Raw genomic sequence first — 18,798 nt, forward strand, 5'->3', positions numbered from 1 at the left:
ACCTTTGAAGGAGACGAAACGGTTGTCGCCTGATTAGAGGCTGATCCTTGACACTATTGCGACGGAGAGCGGATCAAATTTCAGTATCCACGTTCCCGGTCGACGGCTGGGGGAATCGTACCGTCTTTGTAATATTGGCCGATGTTGTCTGCCACGATCCTGGACGCTGTGCTGATGATGGTCGGGGCGGATATGTGCGGCAGCACCGTGACCTTGTCATGATCCCACAGCGGACTTGACGGTGGCAGGGGCTCTTCATCGAAGACGTCGAGAACGGCATGGCCGAGCGGGCCGTTGTCGAGATTGTTGACGAGAGCGGCAGTGTCGATAATAGGGCCTCGGGCGAAGTTGATGATCGCAGCGCCCTTCTTGCAGGCGCTCAGCTCGTCCTGGCCGAGCAATCCGCGTGTTTCATCCGTCAGCGGCATCAGCAGGACAATGAAATCGGACTGGCCGAGTACCTCCAGAAGGCCATCGCGACCATGCCGGCAGACTATGCCTTCAATTGATTTTTCGGTACGGCTCCAGCCGAGCACGTTGAAGCCGTTGGCTTTCATCCGCAAGGCCGCCGCTGCGCCGAGCTTGCCAAGACCCAGGACGCCAACCGTGCGTTCCTGTGGGCGTTCGAGTGCATGATCCTGCCAGATCTTCTGCCGCTGCTGGGCAATGTACCGGGGCATGCCCCTGTGCAGGTAAAGCGTCCAGGCAAGAACCGCTTCCGACATGGTTTCCGCCATTTGCGGATCCGTCAGGCGGACGATCTTCGGACCGTTTGCGGGAAGCTCACCCATCAGGCGCTCCACCCCGGCCCACAGGCTTTGTACCCAGACCAGATTGGGAAGTGCCGCCACATTGGCGGGGTCGGGATTGGCGACGATGGCAACGCGCGCTTCGGATCGTTGGTCCTCCGTCAGGTCTTCGAACAGCTTGACGTCGGCGATGCCGTCGAGAGCCTTCGGCAGTGCCTCGCGCCAGCTCTTGCGCTCATCAGGGCTTGCGGAGGAAACAAAGGGAACGACGGGCCTCATGCGGCGAAAACCCCGGCTTCATCGGCAAAGCCCTTGATTTCGATTGGGTTGCCGGAAGGGTCCTTGAAAAACATGGTGCTCTGCTCGCCGGGTTGGCCCTCGAACCGGACGGTCGGGGCGATGACGAAGGCGAGGTTAGCGTCTGTCAGTTTTTGCGCAAGCGTCTTCCAGGTCTCCATGTCCAGCACCACACCCAGGTGCGGCATCGGCACCAAGTGATCACCGACCTTGCCTGTGTTGGTCGTCTCGAAAGGCTTGCCGAGATGGAGGGACACCTGATGGCCGAAGAAGTTGAAGTCGACCCAGGTCTGCGTGCTGCGGCCTTCCTTGCAGCCAAGCAGGCCGCCGTAGAACGCGCGGGCTTCGTCCAGATCGGTTACGTGATAGGCAAGGTGAAAACAGGGTTGCATCGCTCGGCTCCTTTGAAAACGGATGTTGAGTAGCAGATCCGATTCAAAACATTTAAGATGTTTTTCTGCTTCTGAGCGAAGGAAAATGTTTTGGATACCCGATTTCTTGAAAGCCTGCTGGCCGTTGCCGAAACCGGATCCATTGCTGCGGCTGCGCGGCAGCAGGGGCTCACGGCCGCCGCCGTCAGCCAGCGTATTCGTGTGCTGGAAGCCGAATTGGGGGCAACGCTTCTCAACCGAACGGCACATGCAGCCCTGCCGACCGAAACCTGTTTCCGGCTGTTGCCCGCAGCACGTCGCCTTGTGCGGGACGCGGAGCAGCTGACAAACCGCATAGATGCTGATGGGTTAAGCGGTCCATTTCGGCTTGGGGCGGTATCGACGGCCCTTTCGGACAACGTGCCCGCGGTCATCCAGCAGTTCCGGCAAAAGGCGCCTCAGGCGGTGCTGACCGTTCGGCCCGGCACGTCGGCCGATCTTTACGAAGGATTGCGCAGCGGGGCGCTGGACGCGGCCATTACGGTTGCCGCCCCATTTGAATTGCCCAAGGACATCATCTGCAGAACACTGGAGGCGCAGGCTATCGTTCATGCCTTGCCGCCCGAACGCGATCTATCCAAAACCGAGGCCGGAAAACTGCCCTGGATTGTCTATGACAGGCAATCGTGGGGCGGCCGCAAACTCTGGGCGGATTTTGGCGTGTTGGTTGGCGAAGAACACATCCTGTGTGAGCTCGATGCTCCGGAAACGATCGCGCAGATGGTGTCTCAGGGAGCAGGACAGGCGATTTTGCCCGTCTGGCAAGGGTTGCGGATGCATGGTCCGGAGATGACCTTGAAAGATCTTCAGGGCGGGGCCGGACGCGAAATGGTTTTCTTGCGAAAGCACACTTGTGCCGCACCGGTACTTGCCGACCTCGTGCACAAGGTGTTGCGCGATCAGGTCATCAGTACACATGGTTAAATTCAGCACTTACTGGTTGATCTTATTGAGTTTAAACACCTTTTAAGGGTGAAAAGAATCACTGTCATAGTAAGAAAATTATGTGTCATGACGAATACCGGCATTAAAATGTCGTTTGCAGGCATGTTCACGAAATTTGACGTATGAATGGTATGAGAATTGCGACTATACTGTTGTGCTAGGAGCCTCTTAATGCAATTGTATTGGTCGTTGGGCCTGAGCTCGGTACAAATACCGAGTATGACCTTCTTCTCAAGTAGAGACGGCGGTCAGGCTTATTTCGAGCAAGAACAACGTATATGCGTCAAATGAAGGCTGAATTAATAAGATTTAATCTAGAAGCCTTCACGGCTCAATTCTGTTCTCAACTCGTTATTCTTTTCCATTGGACGCGCAGGGAGGTGATTGCTTTCACGGAAGCTTTCGCGCGCCGCGCCCAATTCAATCTCAAGCAAACAGACTGCACAGGAGCATCCTCATGAAGAAGTTGTTTGTCTCGGTCGTCGCGACCGCTCTTATCGGCATGGCCTCGTCCGCCATGGCAGAAGAGTGCGGCACGGTCACCGTTGCGGAAATGAACTGGGCGTCGGCAGGCGCTATTTCGCAGATCGACAAGATCATTCTGGAAAACGGCTACGGCTGCACCGTTGAACTGGTGAGTGGCGATACCATGCCGACATTCACCTCCATGAATGAAAAAGGCGAACCGGACATGGCTCCGGAGTTGTGGATCAACGCCGTGCGCGAGCCTCTCGACAAGGCAGTTGCCGAAGGCTCCCTGATCATCGGCGGTGAAATCCTGAACGAAGGCGGCGTCGAAGGCTTCTGGGTCCCGACCTATATCGCCGAAGAGCATGACATCTACACCGTCAAGGATGCCTTGGCACATCCGGAACTGTTCCCCGGCGCTGAAGACGAAAGCAAGGGTGCCTTCTTCACCTGCCCGGCAGGCTGGAACTGCCGCATCACCACCGGCAACCTGTTCCGCGCCTTCGGCTTCGACGAGGGTGGTTTCGAACTGGTCGATCCGGGTTCCGCTGCGGGTCTTGACGGCGCGTTGGCGAAAGCCAACGAGCGCAAGGAAGGCTGGCTCGGTTACTACTGGGCACCGACCGCGATCCTCGGCAAGTACGACATGACCCTGCTCGACTTCGAAGTCCCGCATGACAAGGAAGAGTGGGACACCTGCACCGTGATCGAGGACTGCCCGGAGCCGAAGCCGAACTCCTGGGTGAAGTCTGAAGTCTTTACCGTCGTCACCGACGACTTCGCCAACAAGGCAGGCCCGGCCATGGATTACATCAAGGGCCGCACCTGGGATAACCGGACGGCCGGCAAGGTTCTTGCCTGGATGACCGACAACCAGGCTGCCAACGAAGATGGCGCATACTATTTCCTCGAAAACTTCGAAGATGTCTGGACCCAGTGGGTCAGCCCGGAAGTCGCTGAAAAAGTGAAAGCCGCGCTCTGACAGGCAAAAGAAACAACAGGGGCCGCTCCAATGGTGCGGCCCCAACCATTTGGGGCAAAAACTAAACCATCGGGACAACAAAGATGGATTGGATAGAATTTCCATCGCTGGGTCGAACAGACCTGCTGGCGATCAAGAAGACAATCGACGGTTCGTTCAGAGGTTTCACCAGAACCTACGGCGACTATATCGACAACTTTTTCAACCCCTTGCAAGATTTTCTGGTCTTCCTCGAAAACCTTCTGATCAACTCGCCCTGGCCGATCATTCTCGCGGTTTTCGCGCTGGCGGTTTACTTTTTGAGCCGCAAGATCAGTGTTACGGTCGGAACGGTACTGGCCCTGGTGTTCATCGGGGTGTTCGGGCTCTGGGAAGACACCATGCGCACCGTCGCCATGGTTACCGTATGCACCTTGCTGGCAATTGTTCTGGGTATTCCGATCGGCATCGTGATGGCGCGGTCCGATCGTGTTCAGGGTTTCGTCAATCCGATCCTGGACCTGATGCAGACGATGCCGAGCTTCGTCTACCTCATTCCCGTTGTTATGATTTTCGGTATCGGCAAGGTCCCGGGTCTGATAGCCGTCGTGATTTACGCCATTCCGCCGATGATCCGCCTGACAAATCTGGGTATCCGGCTTGTCGATACGGATGTGCTTGAAGCTGCTGATGCCTTTGGATCCAGCGCCCGTCAGAAGCTGATGAACGTTCAGCTTCCGTTGGCTTTGCCGACCATCATGGCCGGGATCAACCAGTGCATCATGATGTCGCTTTCCATGGTTGTTGTTGCTTCCATGATCGGCGTACGTGGACTTGGGCAGGAAGTGCTTGTTGCCATTAACAACCAGTACCTGACCGCAGGTATGCTCAGCGGCCTGTCCATCGTCGCGATCGCCATCATCTTCGACCGCGCAACCCAGGCTTTCGGCAAGCGCCTTCAGAAACACTCGGAGGTGGTTCATGGCTGAGGCAACGGGTATCGAGATCAAGAATCTCTACAAGATCTTCGGATCGAACGACAAGGAGATGGTCAAGAAGGTCAAGGACGGCATGTCCAAGTCCGAGTTGAACGAGAATTTCAACCATGTGCTTGGCCTCAACGACATCAACATCTCCATGCCGGGTGGCAAGATCCAGGTAGTGATGGGCCTTTCCGGCTCGGGCAAATCCACCTTGATCCGCCATATCAACAGGTTGATCGACCCGACCGATGGCGAAGTGCTTTATGGCAACGATGATGTCTGCAAGATGTCTCAGGCAGAGCTTCGGGAATTCCGCCGCCACAAGACGGCGATGGTGTTCCAGAAGTTCGCGCTGCTGCCACACCGCACGGTGATGAAGAACGCCATCTATGGTCTGGAAATCCAGGGTGTACCGGTCAAGGAGGCCGAAGAGCGTGCGGCCCGCTGGATTGCCCGCGTCGGGCTGGAAGGGTTCGAGAACCACTATCCCAACCAGCTGTCCGGCGGCATGCAGCAGCGTGTGGGGCTTGCGCGCGCGCTCACCAACGATGCCGACATTCTGCTGATGGACGAAGCGTTCTCGGCGCTTGACCCGCTTATCCGCATGGACATGCAGACCGTGCTTCTCGACCTTCAGGAAGAACTGCACAAGACGATCGTCTTCATCACCCACGATCTGGACGAGGCGCTGCGCCTTGGCGACAGGATCGCGATCCTGCGCGACGGGGCAGTTGTGCAGCAGGGGACCGGTCAGGAAATCGTTCTGAAGCCTGCGGACGCCTACATTGCCGACTTCGTCAAGGAAGTGAACCGTGGCCGGGTGATCCTGGTCGACACGGTCATGGATACGTCCCGGACGCTGGAAAATGGACCGACGATTTCCAGCGGCATCCTGCTGGAAGAAGCCGCCCGGACCTTTGCCGACACGGGCGAGGGCGAGGCAAACATCGTCAACAGCGACGGCCGTCCGATCGGCGTGCTCAACGTGCATGACACGATCTATGCGATGGTGACGCCGGCAACCCACTGAGCCAATGAAGTGTGAAAACATCAAAACCCCGGAGTTCGCTCCGGGGTTTTTGTATCCTGGGCGGCAACCTCCACTCTTTCCCGGTAGAAGCCTGAGTGTACCAGCAAGAAGAAAAAGCCCGGGAGAGTTTCCGAGGCTTCAGGATTTCCGGAAACCTCGACTTCAGCGCTCTGTGAAGATCGTTCGCGCTGCACGCGTTACAGGGTGCAGCAGGTAAAGGAGGATCGATTTCGATCCGGTGACCACTTGGGCGTTGACCTGCATGCCGGGGCGGATCGGCCGTTCGTGCGAACCGGCGCCGATGACCTGGCCGGGAAAGGCGAGGGTTGCCTTGAAGTAGTATTCGCCGAATTCGTCCTGGAAACTCGAGGCGGAAATGGTCTCCACTTCCGCGGCCACGGTGCCATAGATATTCGGATCGTAGCTGGTGATCGTGATGTCCGCCCTGTCGCCGATGTTGATATGGCCGACGTCCTTCGGATTGACTTTCACCTCTGCAACCAGGTTTTCAGACAGGGGCACGATCTCGGCAATCAGATCGCCGGGATTGACGACCGCCCCACGACCGGTCGGGCCAAGGCTCTTGACGTAACCTGCCACCGGCGCCTTCACGAACAGGCGGTCCTGCCGGTCTTTCAGATTGGCGATTTCCTGTTTCAGTTCGTCGCGCTCCTGGGCAATCCTGGCGCGCTCGTCGGCGACATCCCGGTTCACTTCGGCGCCGGCCTGACTGAGGCTGGCCTGGGCTTCGGTCAGCATTTCACGGGCCTGTGCGAGATTGCCGAACAGCTGTTCCAGTGTGACCTGCGACCGCTGAAAATCCCCCTTGGCTTCCAGGAAACGGCGACGCGACGTGTAGCCGTCTTTCAGCAAACCTTCCTGGATCTGGAATTTTTCCTTTTCAAGTTCGACCTGTGATTTTTGAAGTTCGACCTGTGCCTCCAGGCTGACCACTTCGGCACGCCTCTGGGCGACACGCGCCGTGTAGGCTTCCTGTTCGTCGGCAACCGCCTTGCGGTTGGCGGTCAAGGCCGCCCGTTGCTGGGTGCTCAGACCATCCACCGACGGGTCCAGGCGCAGGCCAACGGTGTTGGCATCGCTGTATTCCTGTGCAAGCAGGCGGCGTTCCTCAAGTTCCAGATAGCTGAGACGGCTTTGAATGCGGGCGAGTTCCGTGGTCGTATCCTGTTTTTCCAGGTGGGCGAGTGGGTCTCCGGCCTGTACCAGCTGGCCTTCTTCGACAAGGATCTCCGAGACGATGCCGCCTTCCAGGTGCTCCACTTTCAAAATCTGGCCGGCAGGCGCTATCTCCCCGATCGTGTTGGCCACTTCCCGGATCTGGCCGACGGCAGCCCACAGCAACAGGAAGCCGGTCGCAATGGTCAGTCCCATGAGGAGGCGTGAATAAAAGGCTGGGGGCACGCCGTCTTCCAATTCCAGCGGAAGGCCGACGCGGCCGTAGACCGCCTTGCGGAGTGTGTCGGGATCGTCTTTTGCTGCCATTGGAAAGTCCTCGGCGGTTGTCTTGCGGCGGGCCGGCGACGGCCCCTTACGTTATTTCGATTGCTGCTTGAGCACGTCTTCAAGGATGTCCTTCGGGGCTCCGGCCATTGCCACCATGCCGCTCTGCATGTAGACGAGGTTGTCTGCCATGCGCATGTGGCTGGGGCGGTAGGTCGTGATGATGACGGTCGACTTCCCGCGAACCTGGTCGATCTTCTTCATCAGGAACTTGTCGCCTTCGAAATCCAGATTGCCGGCAGGGTTGTCGAGCAGATAAATCGGGGCAGGGCGCATGAAGGCCCTGGCCAGCAGCAGGCGCTGTTTGACGTTGTCCGGCAGCACTTCGATCAGCTGGCCGGTCAAACGGGTCTCCACACCCTGGGGCAGAAGTTCGCCATAGGCGTTGAGGCCGAATTCCTCGAAGGCCTTGCGTACCTGATCATTGTCCGCCTGCGGATTGGCCATGCGGAAGTTCTGCGCAATCGTGCCGTAGAAGAAATCGTGGTGTTCCGGTGCATAGCCGATGGAGTTGCGCCATTCGCCCGGGTCGAGCTGGCGGATGTCGAGATCGTCGACAAGGACAGCACCCATCTGGGGGCGATAAAGCCCAAGCACGGCCCGCACCAGCGAGGTCTTGCCGCAGCCGCTCGGCCCGGTGATCGCGGTTACGGATCCCTGCTCCATCTGAAGCGAAAAATTGCGCAAGGCCGGCTCCTGGCGGGAAGGATAGCGCAGCACGACGTTGGAAAAGCGGATCGTGCCCTGGAACTGGCGGTGCAGGCTCGGCAGCTTTCCGGGCTGGCGTTCCATTTCGATTTTCAGAAGGCTGTTGATCCGCTCGATCGTCTGCTGGGACTGGCCCAGTTGTGATACGCTGAGAAAGGCCTGATGCATTGGGCTGAGCGCACGCCAGGAAAGGGCCATGACGGCAATGAGCGCGCCTTGAGACAGGTCCTGGTTCATGACCAGAACGGCTCCGAAACCGAGGACGCCGATGCCGCACAGGGTCATGAACATCTGCGAGACTACTTGCATGACCTGCGACAGTTGCCTCGTCGTCAGGTTCTTCAGCGCAAAGTCCGCGGAAATCGCACGGTATTTCTCGACCCAGATGTCGTCGGCGGACAGTTCCCGGAGGGCCTTTCGCTTCGACAGGATCTCCACGGTGATGTTCTGCATGCGCGATTTTGCATCGCCTGCCTTGTTTATTGCCTGTTTCATGCGCGGAACGATGAGCATGGCCGACAGGACATAGAGCACCAGCAACCCAGCCGGCAGCAGTGCAAGCGGCCCGCCTATGAAGCCGAGAACCATGACGAAAATCACCGAGAAGGGAAGGTCGATCAACGCATTGGCGAGATTGCCGTGAAAGACGTCGCGCACACCGTCGAACTGCTTCAGACGGGTGATTTGCGCTCCGATGGGGGCAGACGAAATCAGGGGGAGCGGCAGATGCAGGAAATGGCGGAAGGTGGTGTTGGCGACCACCGCGTCGAGCCTGGCGCCCAGGTAGGCCTGGAGGTGCGATTTGGTGCCTCTGACCATCCAGTCCATGATCAGCACAAGCGTAATACCGATCAGCAGCGTGATCAGCACGGACACGGATTTGGCGCCGATAGCCTTGTCGTAAACGCTCATGACAAAGAGCGGCAGGCCGAGAGCCAGGATGTTCGACAGCAGGCCGACGGTCATGATCGACAGCACCGTGCCGCGAAACTGATGGAACAGGCGGGATGACCAGTGCTGGAAACCGGCGCTTTCGGTGCTGTCGTCCGGCTCGATGAGGAAGAGCTCGGCATCCTTGAGTTCGCTGAAGGCAATGGCGACCGTGCGATGAGCCTCGCCGCTGTAGGCCTGGAACCGGCCGTCGCTTGTGCGCCCAAGGCCGACCAGCAGATTGTCTCCGTGTTTCGCCAGGCAGGGAAACTGTTCCGCGGTTAGCTGCTTTGCTGACCGTCCGGTCGGTGTGACCCGAAAATTCAGCCGGGTCAGCACGGCGCGAAGGTCGAAGATGCCTTTTATGCCTTCAAGGTGAGGCAGGGCTTCGAAGAGATGGCGTTCCATGCCATCCCAGCCGAGGGCTTCCAGAAGGGGCAGCAAACAGGCCTCTGCCGGAGACGCGCGATCGATCGTACTGCCTGAATGCTGCTGGACACGGGTTTCCAGGTTCATCCGGCTCTCTGCCGGGTTCAGGTTCTGAAAGATCGAATCCGCGTTTTCAAAAGCCGCCAGGGACATGTTCGGCTCCTAAGCCTGCTTTTTGGTGTCGGCTGGCTCGCGCCGCCGCAATTTGTATCGAGGGGTGTTCGGCGTGTCCGGCAAGGCGCTAACCCGGCCGCGCTCCATCAGAAACTGCTTGTCGGCAATGGCGCGGAAAGAAGGGCGGTGGCTGACGATCAGTGTCGTCAACTGGCCTTTGAGCCGCTTCAACGCTTCAACGAGCTGGGCTTCGCTCTTGTGGTCGAGAGCCCCGTTGGCATCGTTGAGGATGAGGATCTTCGGTTCGCCTGCGAGCGCGCGCGCAATGGCGATGCGCTGTATCATGCTGTCGGTGAGATTTTCTTCAATCGCGTTGCCGAGCATTGTGTCGTAGCCCAGCGGCAGCAGGTGAATGTCCTTTTCAAGGCCGATCAGGTCAGCAGCCATGCGGGCTTTTTGCGGGCTTGCGCGAGATCCGAAAAGAGTCAGGTTCTGCAGGATCGTGCCGGCGAACATCTGGGCGTCGTTGCTGACGTAGGCGATGTGCCGGCACAGATACCGGTGGTCGACACCGTACAGATCCTGACCGTCTATCATGATCTTGCCGGAGGTCGGTTCGATATCCCCGGAAATCAGGCGAGCAAGCGTCGTTCGGCCGCTGCCGTCGCTGCCCTCAAAGGCAACCGTTTCTCCGGCATTGATCGTCAGGCTCAGATTCTGGACTGGCACGATCGCATCGCTGCGCGCTGCAAAGCCGGCATTTTGCAGCTTGATGTTGCCGGCAATTGCCAGGTTCCTGTTTCCTGATCGCTCTTCCTTTGGCAAATCGAACAGGGCGCGTGCTTCGCGGAAATCATGTTTGACCCGCTGCATGTCCGTCCAGTGGTTGATGCCGCGCAGCAGGGGCTGCACGACCTGACCTGCCAGCAGGGTGCAGGCCGCAACCGCCCCGACACTGATGAACCCGGACATGACCATGAGGGCCCCGGCCGACACCACGCAGACGGTTGTGAGGACGGTGAAGAACCCGGAGGAATTCCGTGCCCGGTTGGTGAGATCGATATAGTCGTAGCCAAGACGAGAATTTTGCGTCTGCAGGCGTTCAAACCTTCGCAGGATGACGGGCTCGAAAGCCATGGCCTTGATGGTGTTGAGGCCGGACAGGACCTCGAAGATGAAATCGTATTTGCGCTGATCCTGCTCCGCACGTTTTTCAATGAGGCTGTCGATCCTTGTGTTCAAGGTCGCGGTTCTCAGGGCAAACAAGGCCAGAAGAACAAGCGGCACGAAGCCGATCGGCCCTCCAATAAGAAACAGGACGGCAAGAAAGAGGAGGCTGGCGGGAAGGTCGATAGCCAGGAGGCGGGCCTGACCACCGTAATGGTCGCCCATTGCCTGCAGCGAGCGCAGCGAGTCCAGATGTTTGGTGACCGTCGCCTCAGAGTTGATGTCCGCTCTGGAGTGCAGAAGACGTCTGGCTGCTTCGACGTTGGCCTGATGGGTGAAAGAGGCTGCAAGCCAGCCTGTCAGATAGGACCGTGTCGTTTTCAGAACCGCATCGATCACCAGAACGAAACCCAGTCCTGCGATCAGGATGACGAGAGTGTCGGTCGACTTGTTCGGCAGAATCCGGTCATAGACCTGCAAGATGGTCAGTGGCATCGCCAGACCGAGGATATTGATCAGGATGGAAGCGGTTACCACCGAGCGCGGGAGTTTCGGTGTTGATACTTTTTCTCCGGTTTCGGAGGAAAAAAACTCCAGTTGCGGCAGTTTGATACTGGAAAAAGTATCAGTGATAAAAGATGCCATAGTAAGCGCCTCCTTGAATACATTAAGGCGCGTAATTGTTTCAAAACCGTTTACCAAAAATACCACAAATTCTAAATTTATCTCAAGTTATACATGTAATTCGAAGAATGGAGTTGGTTTTTATTAAGGTAACCCTGCGTGTGATGATGTTAGGTTTTAACGGAGCACGCGCAAGTCATGGCCGATACCGATACTTCAGCGAATGCAGGCAAACCGGGCGTTTCTTCTTCAGCAGAGGCGGCAGCAAAGTCCAGCGGCGGATCAGAACCGTCGCCTGCACGCATGGAGGCTCAAGCAGGCGATCCCTACCGCCCGGCCGGTGGCAACGATTATTCCCTGTCCGTGGAACCGGAAGATACCGGTGAAGCAACCTTGGCGAACCTTTATCAGGCTGTGCCCCTCGAAAATCGAGGATCTGGTGCTTCAACCCAGGATGCCGAGGGACTTGGCGGCGACGGCGGCAGAGACGGCCAGGGTGCGCATGGGGATCTGGGTCAGGGGCTGGGCGGAGCAGGAGCCGGTGACACGCTACTGCCGGACGGCGGTACCGAAGTGGTGGAAACCGCCGATGGTGGTCCAAACGATGACGGCGGCCTTGGCGACGGTGCCGTTCCGGAAGTGCGCGGTCTTGACCCGACGTTGTCTCAATTCGATCTGGGCGGCGATGGCATTCAGTCATCGGGCTCCCAGGTTGGTGACGGAACTGGCGGCGGAGGCGGAGGTGCTGGTGAAGGCGGCGATGGTGGGAACACCGGGGTCGGCCCTGTCGAGGACGTCGACAGCACCGACAATTTTGTAACGGAAAACGCCGCAGGGGGTACCGTTGTCGGCGTAGTCGCCTTTGCGAATGATCCGGATGCGACGGATACGGTATCCTATTCCATCACCGATAGCCGGTTCGAGATCAATCCGGATACGGGCGTTATTACTGTTGCCGATGGCGCAGTGATCGACCGCGAGACGACGCCTTTTATCGATATTGAAGTGACGGCGACGTCCACGGATGGGTCAACCTCGACCGGGACCTTCCGGGTCACTGTGGGCGACGAGAACGAATTCGATATCGGTCCGGTGACGGACGTTGATGGTGCCAACAACTTCGTTGAGGAGAACTCCGCCGTTGGCACGGTTGTCGGCGTTACGGCGTTTGCCGAAGATCCGGATGCGACCGACACGGTCACCTATTCGATCACAGACAGCCGCTTCGATATCGACCCGGATACGGGCGTTATTACCGTTGCCGCTGGCGCGGTGATTGATCGCGAGACGACCCCCTATATCGATATCGAGGTCACAGCCACCTCAACGGACGGCTCGACTTCGACCGGCACCTTCCGGGTCACGGTGGGCGACGCGAACGAATTCGATATCGGGCTGGTGACAGACGTTGATGGTTCCGACAACTTCGTCCAGGAGAACTCCGCCGGTGGCACCGTTGTCGGCGTGACGGCGTTCGCTGAAGATCCTGATGCAACCGACACGGTTTCCTATTCCATCACCGATGGTCGGTTCGAGATCGATCCGGCCACGGGCGTGATTACCGTCGCTGATGGCGCAGTGATCGACCGCGAGACGACACCTTTTATCGTTATTGAAGTGACGGCGACGTCAACGGATGGATCGACTTCGACCGGTATCTTCCGGGTCACGGTGGGCGACGCGAACGAATTCGATATCGGCCCGGTGACGGATGTGGACGGTGCCGACAACTTCGTTGAGGAGAACTCCGTCGGTGGCACGGTTGTCGGCGTGACGGCGTTTGCCGAAGACCCGGATGCGACCGACACGGTCACCTACTCAATCACAGACAGCCGGTTCGAGATCGATCCGGATACGGGTGTGATTACCGTTGCCGATGGCGCGGTGATTGACCGTGAGATGACCCCCTATATCGATATCGAGGTCACTGCCACCTCGACAGATGGGTCAACCTCGACCGGCACCTTCCGGATCACGGTGGGCGACGCGAACGAATTCGATATCGGCCCGGTGACGGACGTTGATGGAGCCGACAACTTCGTCCAGGAGAACTCCGCCGGTGGCACGGTTGTCGGCGTGACGGCGTTTGCCGAGGATCCGGATGCAACGGACACGGTTTCCTATTCCATCACCGATGGTCGGTTCGAAATCGACCCGGATACGGGCGCCATTACCGTTGCCGACGGTGCGGTGATTGACCGCGAGACAACCCCCGATATCGATATCGAGGTCATAGCCACATCAACGGATGGGTCGACTTCGACCGGTATCTTCCGGGTCACGGTGGGAGACGAAGACGAGTTCGATATCGGGCCGGTGAGCGACATCGACCCGGCAGCCAACAGTATTTCAGAGACCGCCAATGGCGGCGAATTTGCCGGGATCACCGCCTTCGCCGAGGATCCTGATCCGGCGGACAGTGTCACCTACCAGCTGACTGGTGACGACAGGTTCGAGATCGATCCGGACACAGGTGTCATCACCGTAAAGGATGGTGCGACGTTCGATGCGGAAACAGAGCCGTCCATCGAGATGACTGTCACAGCAACGTCAACGGATGGCTCTTCCTCAACGAAGACCTTCACCGTGGCCGTGACAGACAACAATGAAGCACCGGATCTGATCGTTCATCTGGAAAACGGCTCAGAACAGTTTGTCGTCAACGGCAGCTTCGAAATCCATGACGGGGTTCACGGCGGACCAGCCGGGTCCGGCTGGTACGAAAACCCGACTTCGATCGAGGGTTGGACCTACGACAACGTCGATGTACATGAGGCTGGGCACAATAGTTACGGCGCGACAGACGGCGGTCATCATCTGGACCTTGCAGCCATGAACAATGGCTGGGCTTCTCAGCAAGTAGAGGGGCAGCTTGATGGTCAGGTCTATCATCTGACATTCGACATGAAGTCGCGCGGCGGCGTGGGAGAAAGTGTCGCCGAGGTGTATTGGAACGGCGAGTTAATCGACACGATCGACCCGGCCACAACGGGAACGGGCTGGCAGTCCTATGCCTATGACATCGTTGGCGGATCCGGCGACGGCTCCAATACGCTGACATTCGTTGAGATCGGTTCCGATAACCTGGGTGGTGCGCTGATCGACAGTGTGTCCATCGTTTCCGACAACCGCACTGCGGTCGTCGAGGAATATTACGGCGCAGAGATTGCTCCCTTGTCGGTATTCGATCCGGATGTGGGCGATACGCATACATTCACGGTTTCGGACGACCGGTTTGAGGTGGTCGTTTCCGGCGACAGATACCTGCTCAAATTGAAAGATGATCAGGCCTTCGATTACGAAACCGAGACTCAGGTGACCCTTGAGGTGACGGCAACTGACCAGGGCGGTCTTTCCGACACGGAGATCGTGGTGATCGACGTGATCGATATCGACGACACCAATTCTCCCATCGGTCCACTCACCGACATTGATGCCAGCGCAAACCAGGTTCTTGAAAACGCCGCTGCAGGTGCCGTCGTGGGTCTGACTGCCTTTGCAAACGATCCGGATGCAGGTGATAGCGTGAGTTATCAGCTCAGCGGTGATGCGCGCTTCGAGATCGACCCGGTGTCGGGGGTGATCACCGTCGCCAGTGGAGCAAGCTTCGACAAGGAAACCGAACCGGAAATCGATGTTCTGGTGACGGCTACCTCAACTGACGGATCAGTCTCGACTGAAACCTTCACGATTGCGATTGCCGATGCCAATGAGGCGCCGGACCTCGACTTCGATCCGGAGCTTGGACCGGGCGTTTCCGTGACGCTGACCTTTGTCGAGGAATACGCTGGCCACAGCAATGTGCTGGGTGTCTTCTACGTGGACGGCAACGGCAATCCGATGGCCGGCGAAATCGTCTGGGTCAACCAGAACCAATTGACGCCGGGCGATACGGCGACCCTCTATCTGGAAGGCGTCGAAGCGAACGAAATCGGCTATTTCCTTATCCCGGATGGTGCAGACACGAACAGTGGTCTTCTTGCCGGAGACAAGGTTGCGTTCCAGAAAGACGGTCAGGGGAACTGGCAGGCCGTCGGACCTGACGGGACGCGGCTGGTCGGGGCCGATGCCAATGTTCTTTTCTCCGGCAACGGGTCACTCAATCCGGATGGCTACGACTACACTGTGGAAAGCGGCATCAGGATCGGCTTTGAGGACATTGCCGGCGGGGGTGACAAGGATTTCGACGACGTCGTCTTCGATCAGACGACCTTCGAAACCACTGCTCGTGCCGCGGTCTATGAAGAAGATCCGGGAGCGGAGATCGGTACCTTGTCGGTATTCGATCCCGATGTCGGCGATACGCACAGCTTCACGGTTTCCGATAGTCGCTTCGAGGTCATATCGATCAACGGTGAGAACATTCTCAAACTGAAGGACGGTGTGGCGCTCGATTATGAGGCCGAGACCCAGGTGACCGTTGAGGTTACCGTTACCGATAGCGGCGGGCTGTCGGACACGGAAACCATCGTGATCGACGTCATCGACGTGGAGCCGGAAAGGCCTGCCGGCGACAATGAGCCGATCGGGCCTGTCAGGGATGTCGATACGGCCCAGAACCTGGTTGCGGCAACAGCTGCTGCCGGAATGGTGATCGGCCTGACGGCATTCGCGGAAGATGCCGACGCCGGAGATACGGTGACCTATTCCATCGATGACAGCCGGTTTGATATCGACGCAGACACCGGTGTGGTGACCCTCGCCAGCGGCGCAACGCTGGGTGCAGGCGAGACCATCGACGTGACGATCACCGCCACATCAAGTGACGGATCCCAGTCGAGCGCGATTTTCCCGGTGACGGTGACCTCCGGTGTGACTGAGAACTCGCCGCCTGATCTGATCGTCGGCAACGCGATCTACCGGCCGGACCAGGGCAACAAGCACTGGGACGATCATCATGATGGCCATTGGGGGCATATCCAGGACGGGGAAACAGGACACTATCATGAAGATGACGGCGTCCACGGTCAGACCTATCACGGCCACGACGACGACTGTACGGGCAATGAATACCACGTTCCCGAAAACCAGACAGGTGTCGAACTTATCGAACTTTCGGTAGTGGACCCCGATATCGGCGACACGCACACCTTCACGGTGTCGGATGACCGGTTTGAAGTCGTGAGCGATGGCAACAGCTATCTGCTGAAGCTGAAGGATGATGCGGCAGTCGACTACGAAACGGAGCAAAGCATCACGATAGACGTTACCGCGACGGACAGCGGAGGCTTGTCGGATACCGAGACAATTACCCTGGATGTGGTCGACTTTGATGATGTGCCCCTGTGCGAGGTCGGCACCAGTGATGCCGATACGATTGTTGGGGGCGATTTCGTGGACAGCATTTCCGGACTTGGCGGAAATGACATCCTGCTGGGTCAGGGAGGCAACGACCTCATCTATGGCGGGGCTGGTGACGATGTGATCCGGGGTGGTGCGGGCGACGACGTTCTTTCCGGTGGTGACGGGTCGGATCTGTTCGCCTACATGCTCGGCGACGGGCATGACAGCATTTACGGCGGTGCCGGCGGGAGCTGGATCGATATCGTCGATCTGAGCAAGTCCGCCGATGGCACCGATATCGGAACCTATGGTGTCGACTGGTCCATCACCATGACGGAAGGTTCCATCGAGAGCATCGATGCAGCGGCGGGCGAGATCACCCTTTCGCAGGATTCGGGAGGCTACATCGAGTTTGCCGATGGCGGACGTATCGACTTCACGGATCTGGAAGGCGTTCAGTACTGATCAGCAGGAATGCGAAAAAAAAGCGGGCCCGTTATGCCCGCTTTTTGTGTTGCCGGTTATTGAATCGGAGGCATTGGCTCTGCCTCGATAAAGACGGTGTCGCTGGTCACGACCTCTACGACGGTTGACTGGAAGACATCGTTTTCCGACGGTCCAAGGCGCAGGTCCCAGGTATTGAACTCAGGCATGAGGCGCGGGACCGGTGCCGGCCGTTCCTCGATGATCCCGAAATGTTGCGGCGCCAGCCGGCCAATGTTGGCCAGCAGGAAGAAGTCGGCAATGCGGCTGTCATAGCGTGCCCGGACATGGTCGACCTTGCTGAGCAATAGTTCGCGCTCGCCGTCCAGAACATCGAGCAGGGACCGCTGACCGCTGTCGAATTCCACCTGCAGTCCCTTGACCGCGCGCTGGTTGGCCTCAATTGCGCGCTTTACCGCCTTGACCTTCAGCCTTGAGGCAGCCCGCTGCTTCATCGCGCGGACAACGTTCTCGCGGATGATCTGCTGGGTGTCGTCCAGCTCGTATTCCTGTTGGGCTGCCGTGAAGTTTGCGCGTTTGACCGCAGCAATGTTGCGGCCGCCGGTGAAGAAAGGGGCCGTGACGCGCACGCCAAAGCGGAAGTCTTCTTCGTCCTGATTGCCGAGGTTGCCTTGGTAGCCGGTTTGCCACTCGCTTTCCAGCGAGACACGCGGCAGCATGTCGCCGACTGCGGCGCGTGCGGCGTAACGTGCTGCCCTTGCATCTGCCGTTGCGGCGCGGATGGAGGGATTGTTCTGCAGCGCGACGTTGATCGCGTCATCCAGGCCGGCGGGCTCGATTGTCTGCGGAATGCCAGGCCAGCCAAGCTTGCCCGGCTTTTGTCCTGTCAGGCGCTCATAAACAGCCTCTGAGGCTTCCAGATCGCCGACCGCCTGGTCGGAATTCCCCTGTGCTTCACCGAGACGGGCAAGCGCCTGTTCGATATCGGTGCGCGTTGCGTCTCCCGACTTGTAACGGGCGCGGGCGGCGTTCACTTCCCGTTGCACCACGTTGGTATAGGCCCGCAGGTGAGCGAGGATCGCCCGATCGCGAACAACGCGCAGATAGGCATCGGCTGTGTTGAACAGCAGCGTCTGTTCGGCGCCAACGAGCTGGTTGCGACCGGAATTCGCTTCCTCATGAGCCTGGTTCAGTCGATTGACACCCGCGAAACCCTGAAACACCGTCTGGGACATGGAGATGCCCAGCTCGTGGAAGAACGATCTGTCGCTGTTGCCGCTGCGCTCGCTGCGGAAGGCGTTCTGTTCCCCCAGATAGGTGCCGGTAACCGTCGGCAGAAACTCGGACCTGGCGGTCCAGACGTCCTGGTTGGTCGCTTCGTAACGCGACCGTTCCGCCTTGAGGCCCGGGTTGATGGCATAGGCCGCCCCCATGGCTTCTTCGAGCGACTGGGCGGATACAGTTGCGCTGGCAAAGGACAGGCTGATCAGTGACGCACCTGCCAGCAGACCGGCAAGGCGGGTTTTCAATCCGTGCATCAGTTTGGCAGGGGCAGGGAAGGTCGTCATTGCAGCACCGTGATCGTTGTCTGCCCTTAAGGTAAAATTTTATAGTTAATCAAAAGTAAGTTGAGATTAGAGAATATGGCCAAGAATTTTCAGTAATTACCTAGGGTAATCTTTGCTTTGTTCTGCTTCTTTTAGGATATTGATAT

Annotated in this window: 11 protein-coding genes; 5 read left to right on the forward strand and 6 right to left on the reverse strand. The window is 58.2% G+C overall.

Features of this window, described 5'->3' with window-relative positions:
- Positions 1-80: 80 nt before the first annotated feature.
- Both FIV03_RS11215 and FIV03_RS11220 read right to left on the reverse strand, forming a co-directional pair.
- Positions 81-1,028 (reverse strand): glyoxylate/hydroxypyruvate reductase A, encoded by a 948-nt coding sequence (locus FIV03_RS11215; RefSeq protein ID WP_152509594.1) that lies wholly within the window; start codon positions 1,026-1,028, stop codon positions 81-83.
- The gene (locus FIV03_RS11220; RefSeq protein WP_152509595.1) at positions 1,025-1,438 is read right to left on the reverse strand and encodes a VOC family protein; all 414 of its coding nucleotides are present in this window, start codon (positions 1,436-1,438) and stop codon (positions 1,025-1,027) included. Before FIV03_RS11220 ends, FIV03_RS11215 begins: the two co-directional genes overlap by 4 nt.
- Positions 1,439-1,528: 90 nt before the next feature.
- Here FIV03_RS11220 and FIV03_RS11225 point away from each other — a divergent pair, with 90 nt between their 5' ends.
- The 4 genes from FIV03_RS11225 to FIV03_RS11240 all read left to right on the forward strand — a co-directional run bounded on the left by FIV03_RS11225 (position 1,529) and on the right by FIV03_RS11240 (position 5,864).
- A complete protein-coding gene (locus FIV03_RS11225; RefSeq protein ID WP_152509596.1) occupies positions 1,529-2,401 on the forward strand; it encodes a LysR family transcriptional regulator in 873 nt (290 codons plus the stop codon).
- Positions 2,402-2,879: 478 nt separating this feature from the next.
- A complete protein-coding gene (locus FIV03_RS11230; protein ID WP_152509597.1) occupies positions 2,880-3,872 on the forward strand; it encodes an ABC transporter substrate-binding protein in 993 nt (330 codons plus the stop codon).
- Positions 3,873-3,955: 83 nt separating this feature from the next.
- Entirely contained in the window at positions 3,956-4,840 is an 885-nt protein-coding gene (locus FIV03_RS11235; RefSeq protein ID WP_023003361.1) for a proline/glycine betaine ABC transporter permease, read from the forward strand.
- The gene (locus FIV03_RS11240; RefSeq protein ID WP_152509598.1) at positions 4,833-5,864 is read left to right on the forward strand and encodes a glycine betaine/L-proline ABC transporter ATP-binding protein; all 1,032 of its coding nucleotides are present in this window, start codon (positions 4,833-4,835) and stop codon (positions 5,862-5,864) included. The genes FIV03_RS11235 and FIV03_RS11240 overlap by 8 nt, the downstream gene beginning before the upstream one ends.
- A 162-nt stretch (positions 5,865-6,026) precedes the next feature.
- Here the strand turns inward: FIV03_RS11240 and FIV03_RS11245 are convergent, their stop codons facing one another.
- The 3 genes from FIV03_RS11245 to FIV03_RS11255 are packed head-to-tail and all read right to left on the reverse strand — an operon-like array spanning position 6,027 to position 11,378.
- Positions 6,027-7,367 (reverse strand): HlyD family type I secretion periplasmic adaptor subunit, encoded by a 1,341-nt coding sequence (locus tag FIV03_RS11245; RefSeq protein ID WP_152509599.1) that lies wholly within the window; start codon positions 7,365-7,367, stop codon positions 6,027-6,029.
- A gap of 51 nt (positions 7,368-7,418) precedes the next feature.
- Positions 7,419-9,605 carry an ATP-binding cassette domain-containing protein gene (locus tag FIV03_RS11250; RefSeq protein WP_152509600.1) on the reverse strand — a complete coding sequence of 729 codons (2,187 nt, stop codon included), beginning with the start codon at positions 9,603-9,605 and terminating at the stop codon, positions 7,419-7,421.
- A 9-nt stretch (positions 9,606-9,614) separates the two neighbouring features.
- The gene (locus FIV03_RS11255; RefSeq protein ID WP_152509601.1) at positions 9,615-11,378 is read right to left on the reverse strand and encodes an ATP-binding cassette domain-containing protein; all 1,764 of its coding nucleotides are present in this window, start codon (positions 11,376-11,378) and stop codon (positions 9,615-9,617) included.
- A 177-nt stretch (positions 11,379-11,555) separates the two neighbouring features.
- Between FIV03_RS11255 and FIV03_RS11260 the strand changes: the two genes are divergently transcribed.
- Positions 11,556-17,105: a cadherin domain-containing protein gene (locus FIV03_RS11260; RefSeq protein ID WP_152509602.1), complete on the forward strand. Its 5,550-nt coding sequence runs from the start codon at positions 11,556-11,558 to the stop codon at positions 17,103-17,105.
- Between the two features lie 56 nt (positions 17,106-17,161).
- On the opposite strand, the gene FIV03_RS11265 is transcribed toward FIV03_RS11260, so the two are convergent.
- Complete coding sequence (locus FIV03_RS11265; protein WP_209009941.1) at positions 17,162-18,652, reverse strand: TolC family outer membrane protein; 1,491 nt, start codon at positions 18,650-18,652, stop codon at positions 17,162-17,164.
- Between the last annotated feature and the right edge of the window lie 146 nt (positions 18,653-18,798).

It is taken from the genome of Labrenzia sp. THAF187b (assembly GCF_009363375.1).
Taxonomy (GTDB): Bacteria; Pseudomonadota; Alphaproteobacteria; order Rhizobiales; family Stappiaceae; genus Roseibium; species Roseibium algicola.

Coding starts and splice junctions, on each gene's coding strand:
- FIV03_RS11265 (WP_209009941.1), bottom strand. CDS start 18,652: ATGACGACCTTCCCTGCCCCTGCCAAACTGATGCACGGATTGAAAACC.
- FIV03_RS11255 (WP_152509601.1), bottom strand. CDS start 11,378: ATGGCATCTTTTATCACTGATACTTTTTCCAGTATCAAACTGCCGCAA.
- FIV03_RS11260 (WP_152509602.1), top strand. CDS start 11,556: ATGGCCGATACCGATACTTCAGCGAATGCAGGCAAACCGGGCGTTTCT.
- FIV03_RS11240 (WP_152509598.1), top strand. CDS start 4,833: ATGGCTGAGGCAACGGGTATCGAGATCAAGAATCTCTACAAGATCTTC.
- FIV03_RS11245 (WP_152509599.1), bottom strand. CDS start 7,367: ATGGCAGCAAAAGACGATCCCGACACACTCCGCAAGGCGGTCTACGGC.
- FIV03_RS11230 (WP_152509597.1), top strand. CDS start 2,880: ATGAAGAAGTTGTTTGTCTCGGTCGTCGCGACCGCTCTTATCGGCATG.
- FIV03_RS11250 (WP_152509600.1), bottom strand. CDS start 9,605: ATGTCCCTGGCGGCTTTTGAAAACGCGGATTCGATCTTTCAGAACCTG.
- FIV03_RS11220 (WP_152509595.1), bottom strand. CDS start 1,438: ATGCAACCCTGTTTTCACCTTGCCTATCACGTAACCGATCTGGACGAA.
- FIV03_RS11235 (WP_023003361.1), top strand. CDS start 3,956: ATGGATTGGATAGAATTTCCATCGCTGGGTCGAACAGACCTGCTGGCG.
- FIV03_RS11215 (WP_152509594.1), bottom strand. CDS start 1,028: ATGAGGCCCGTCGTTCCCTTTGTTTCCTCCGCAAGCCCTGATGAGCGC.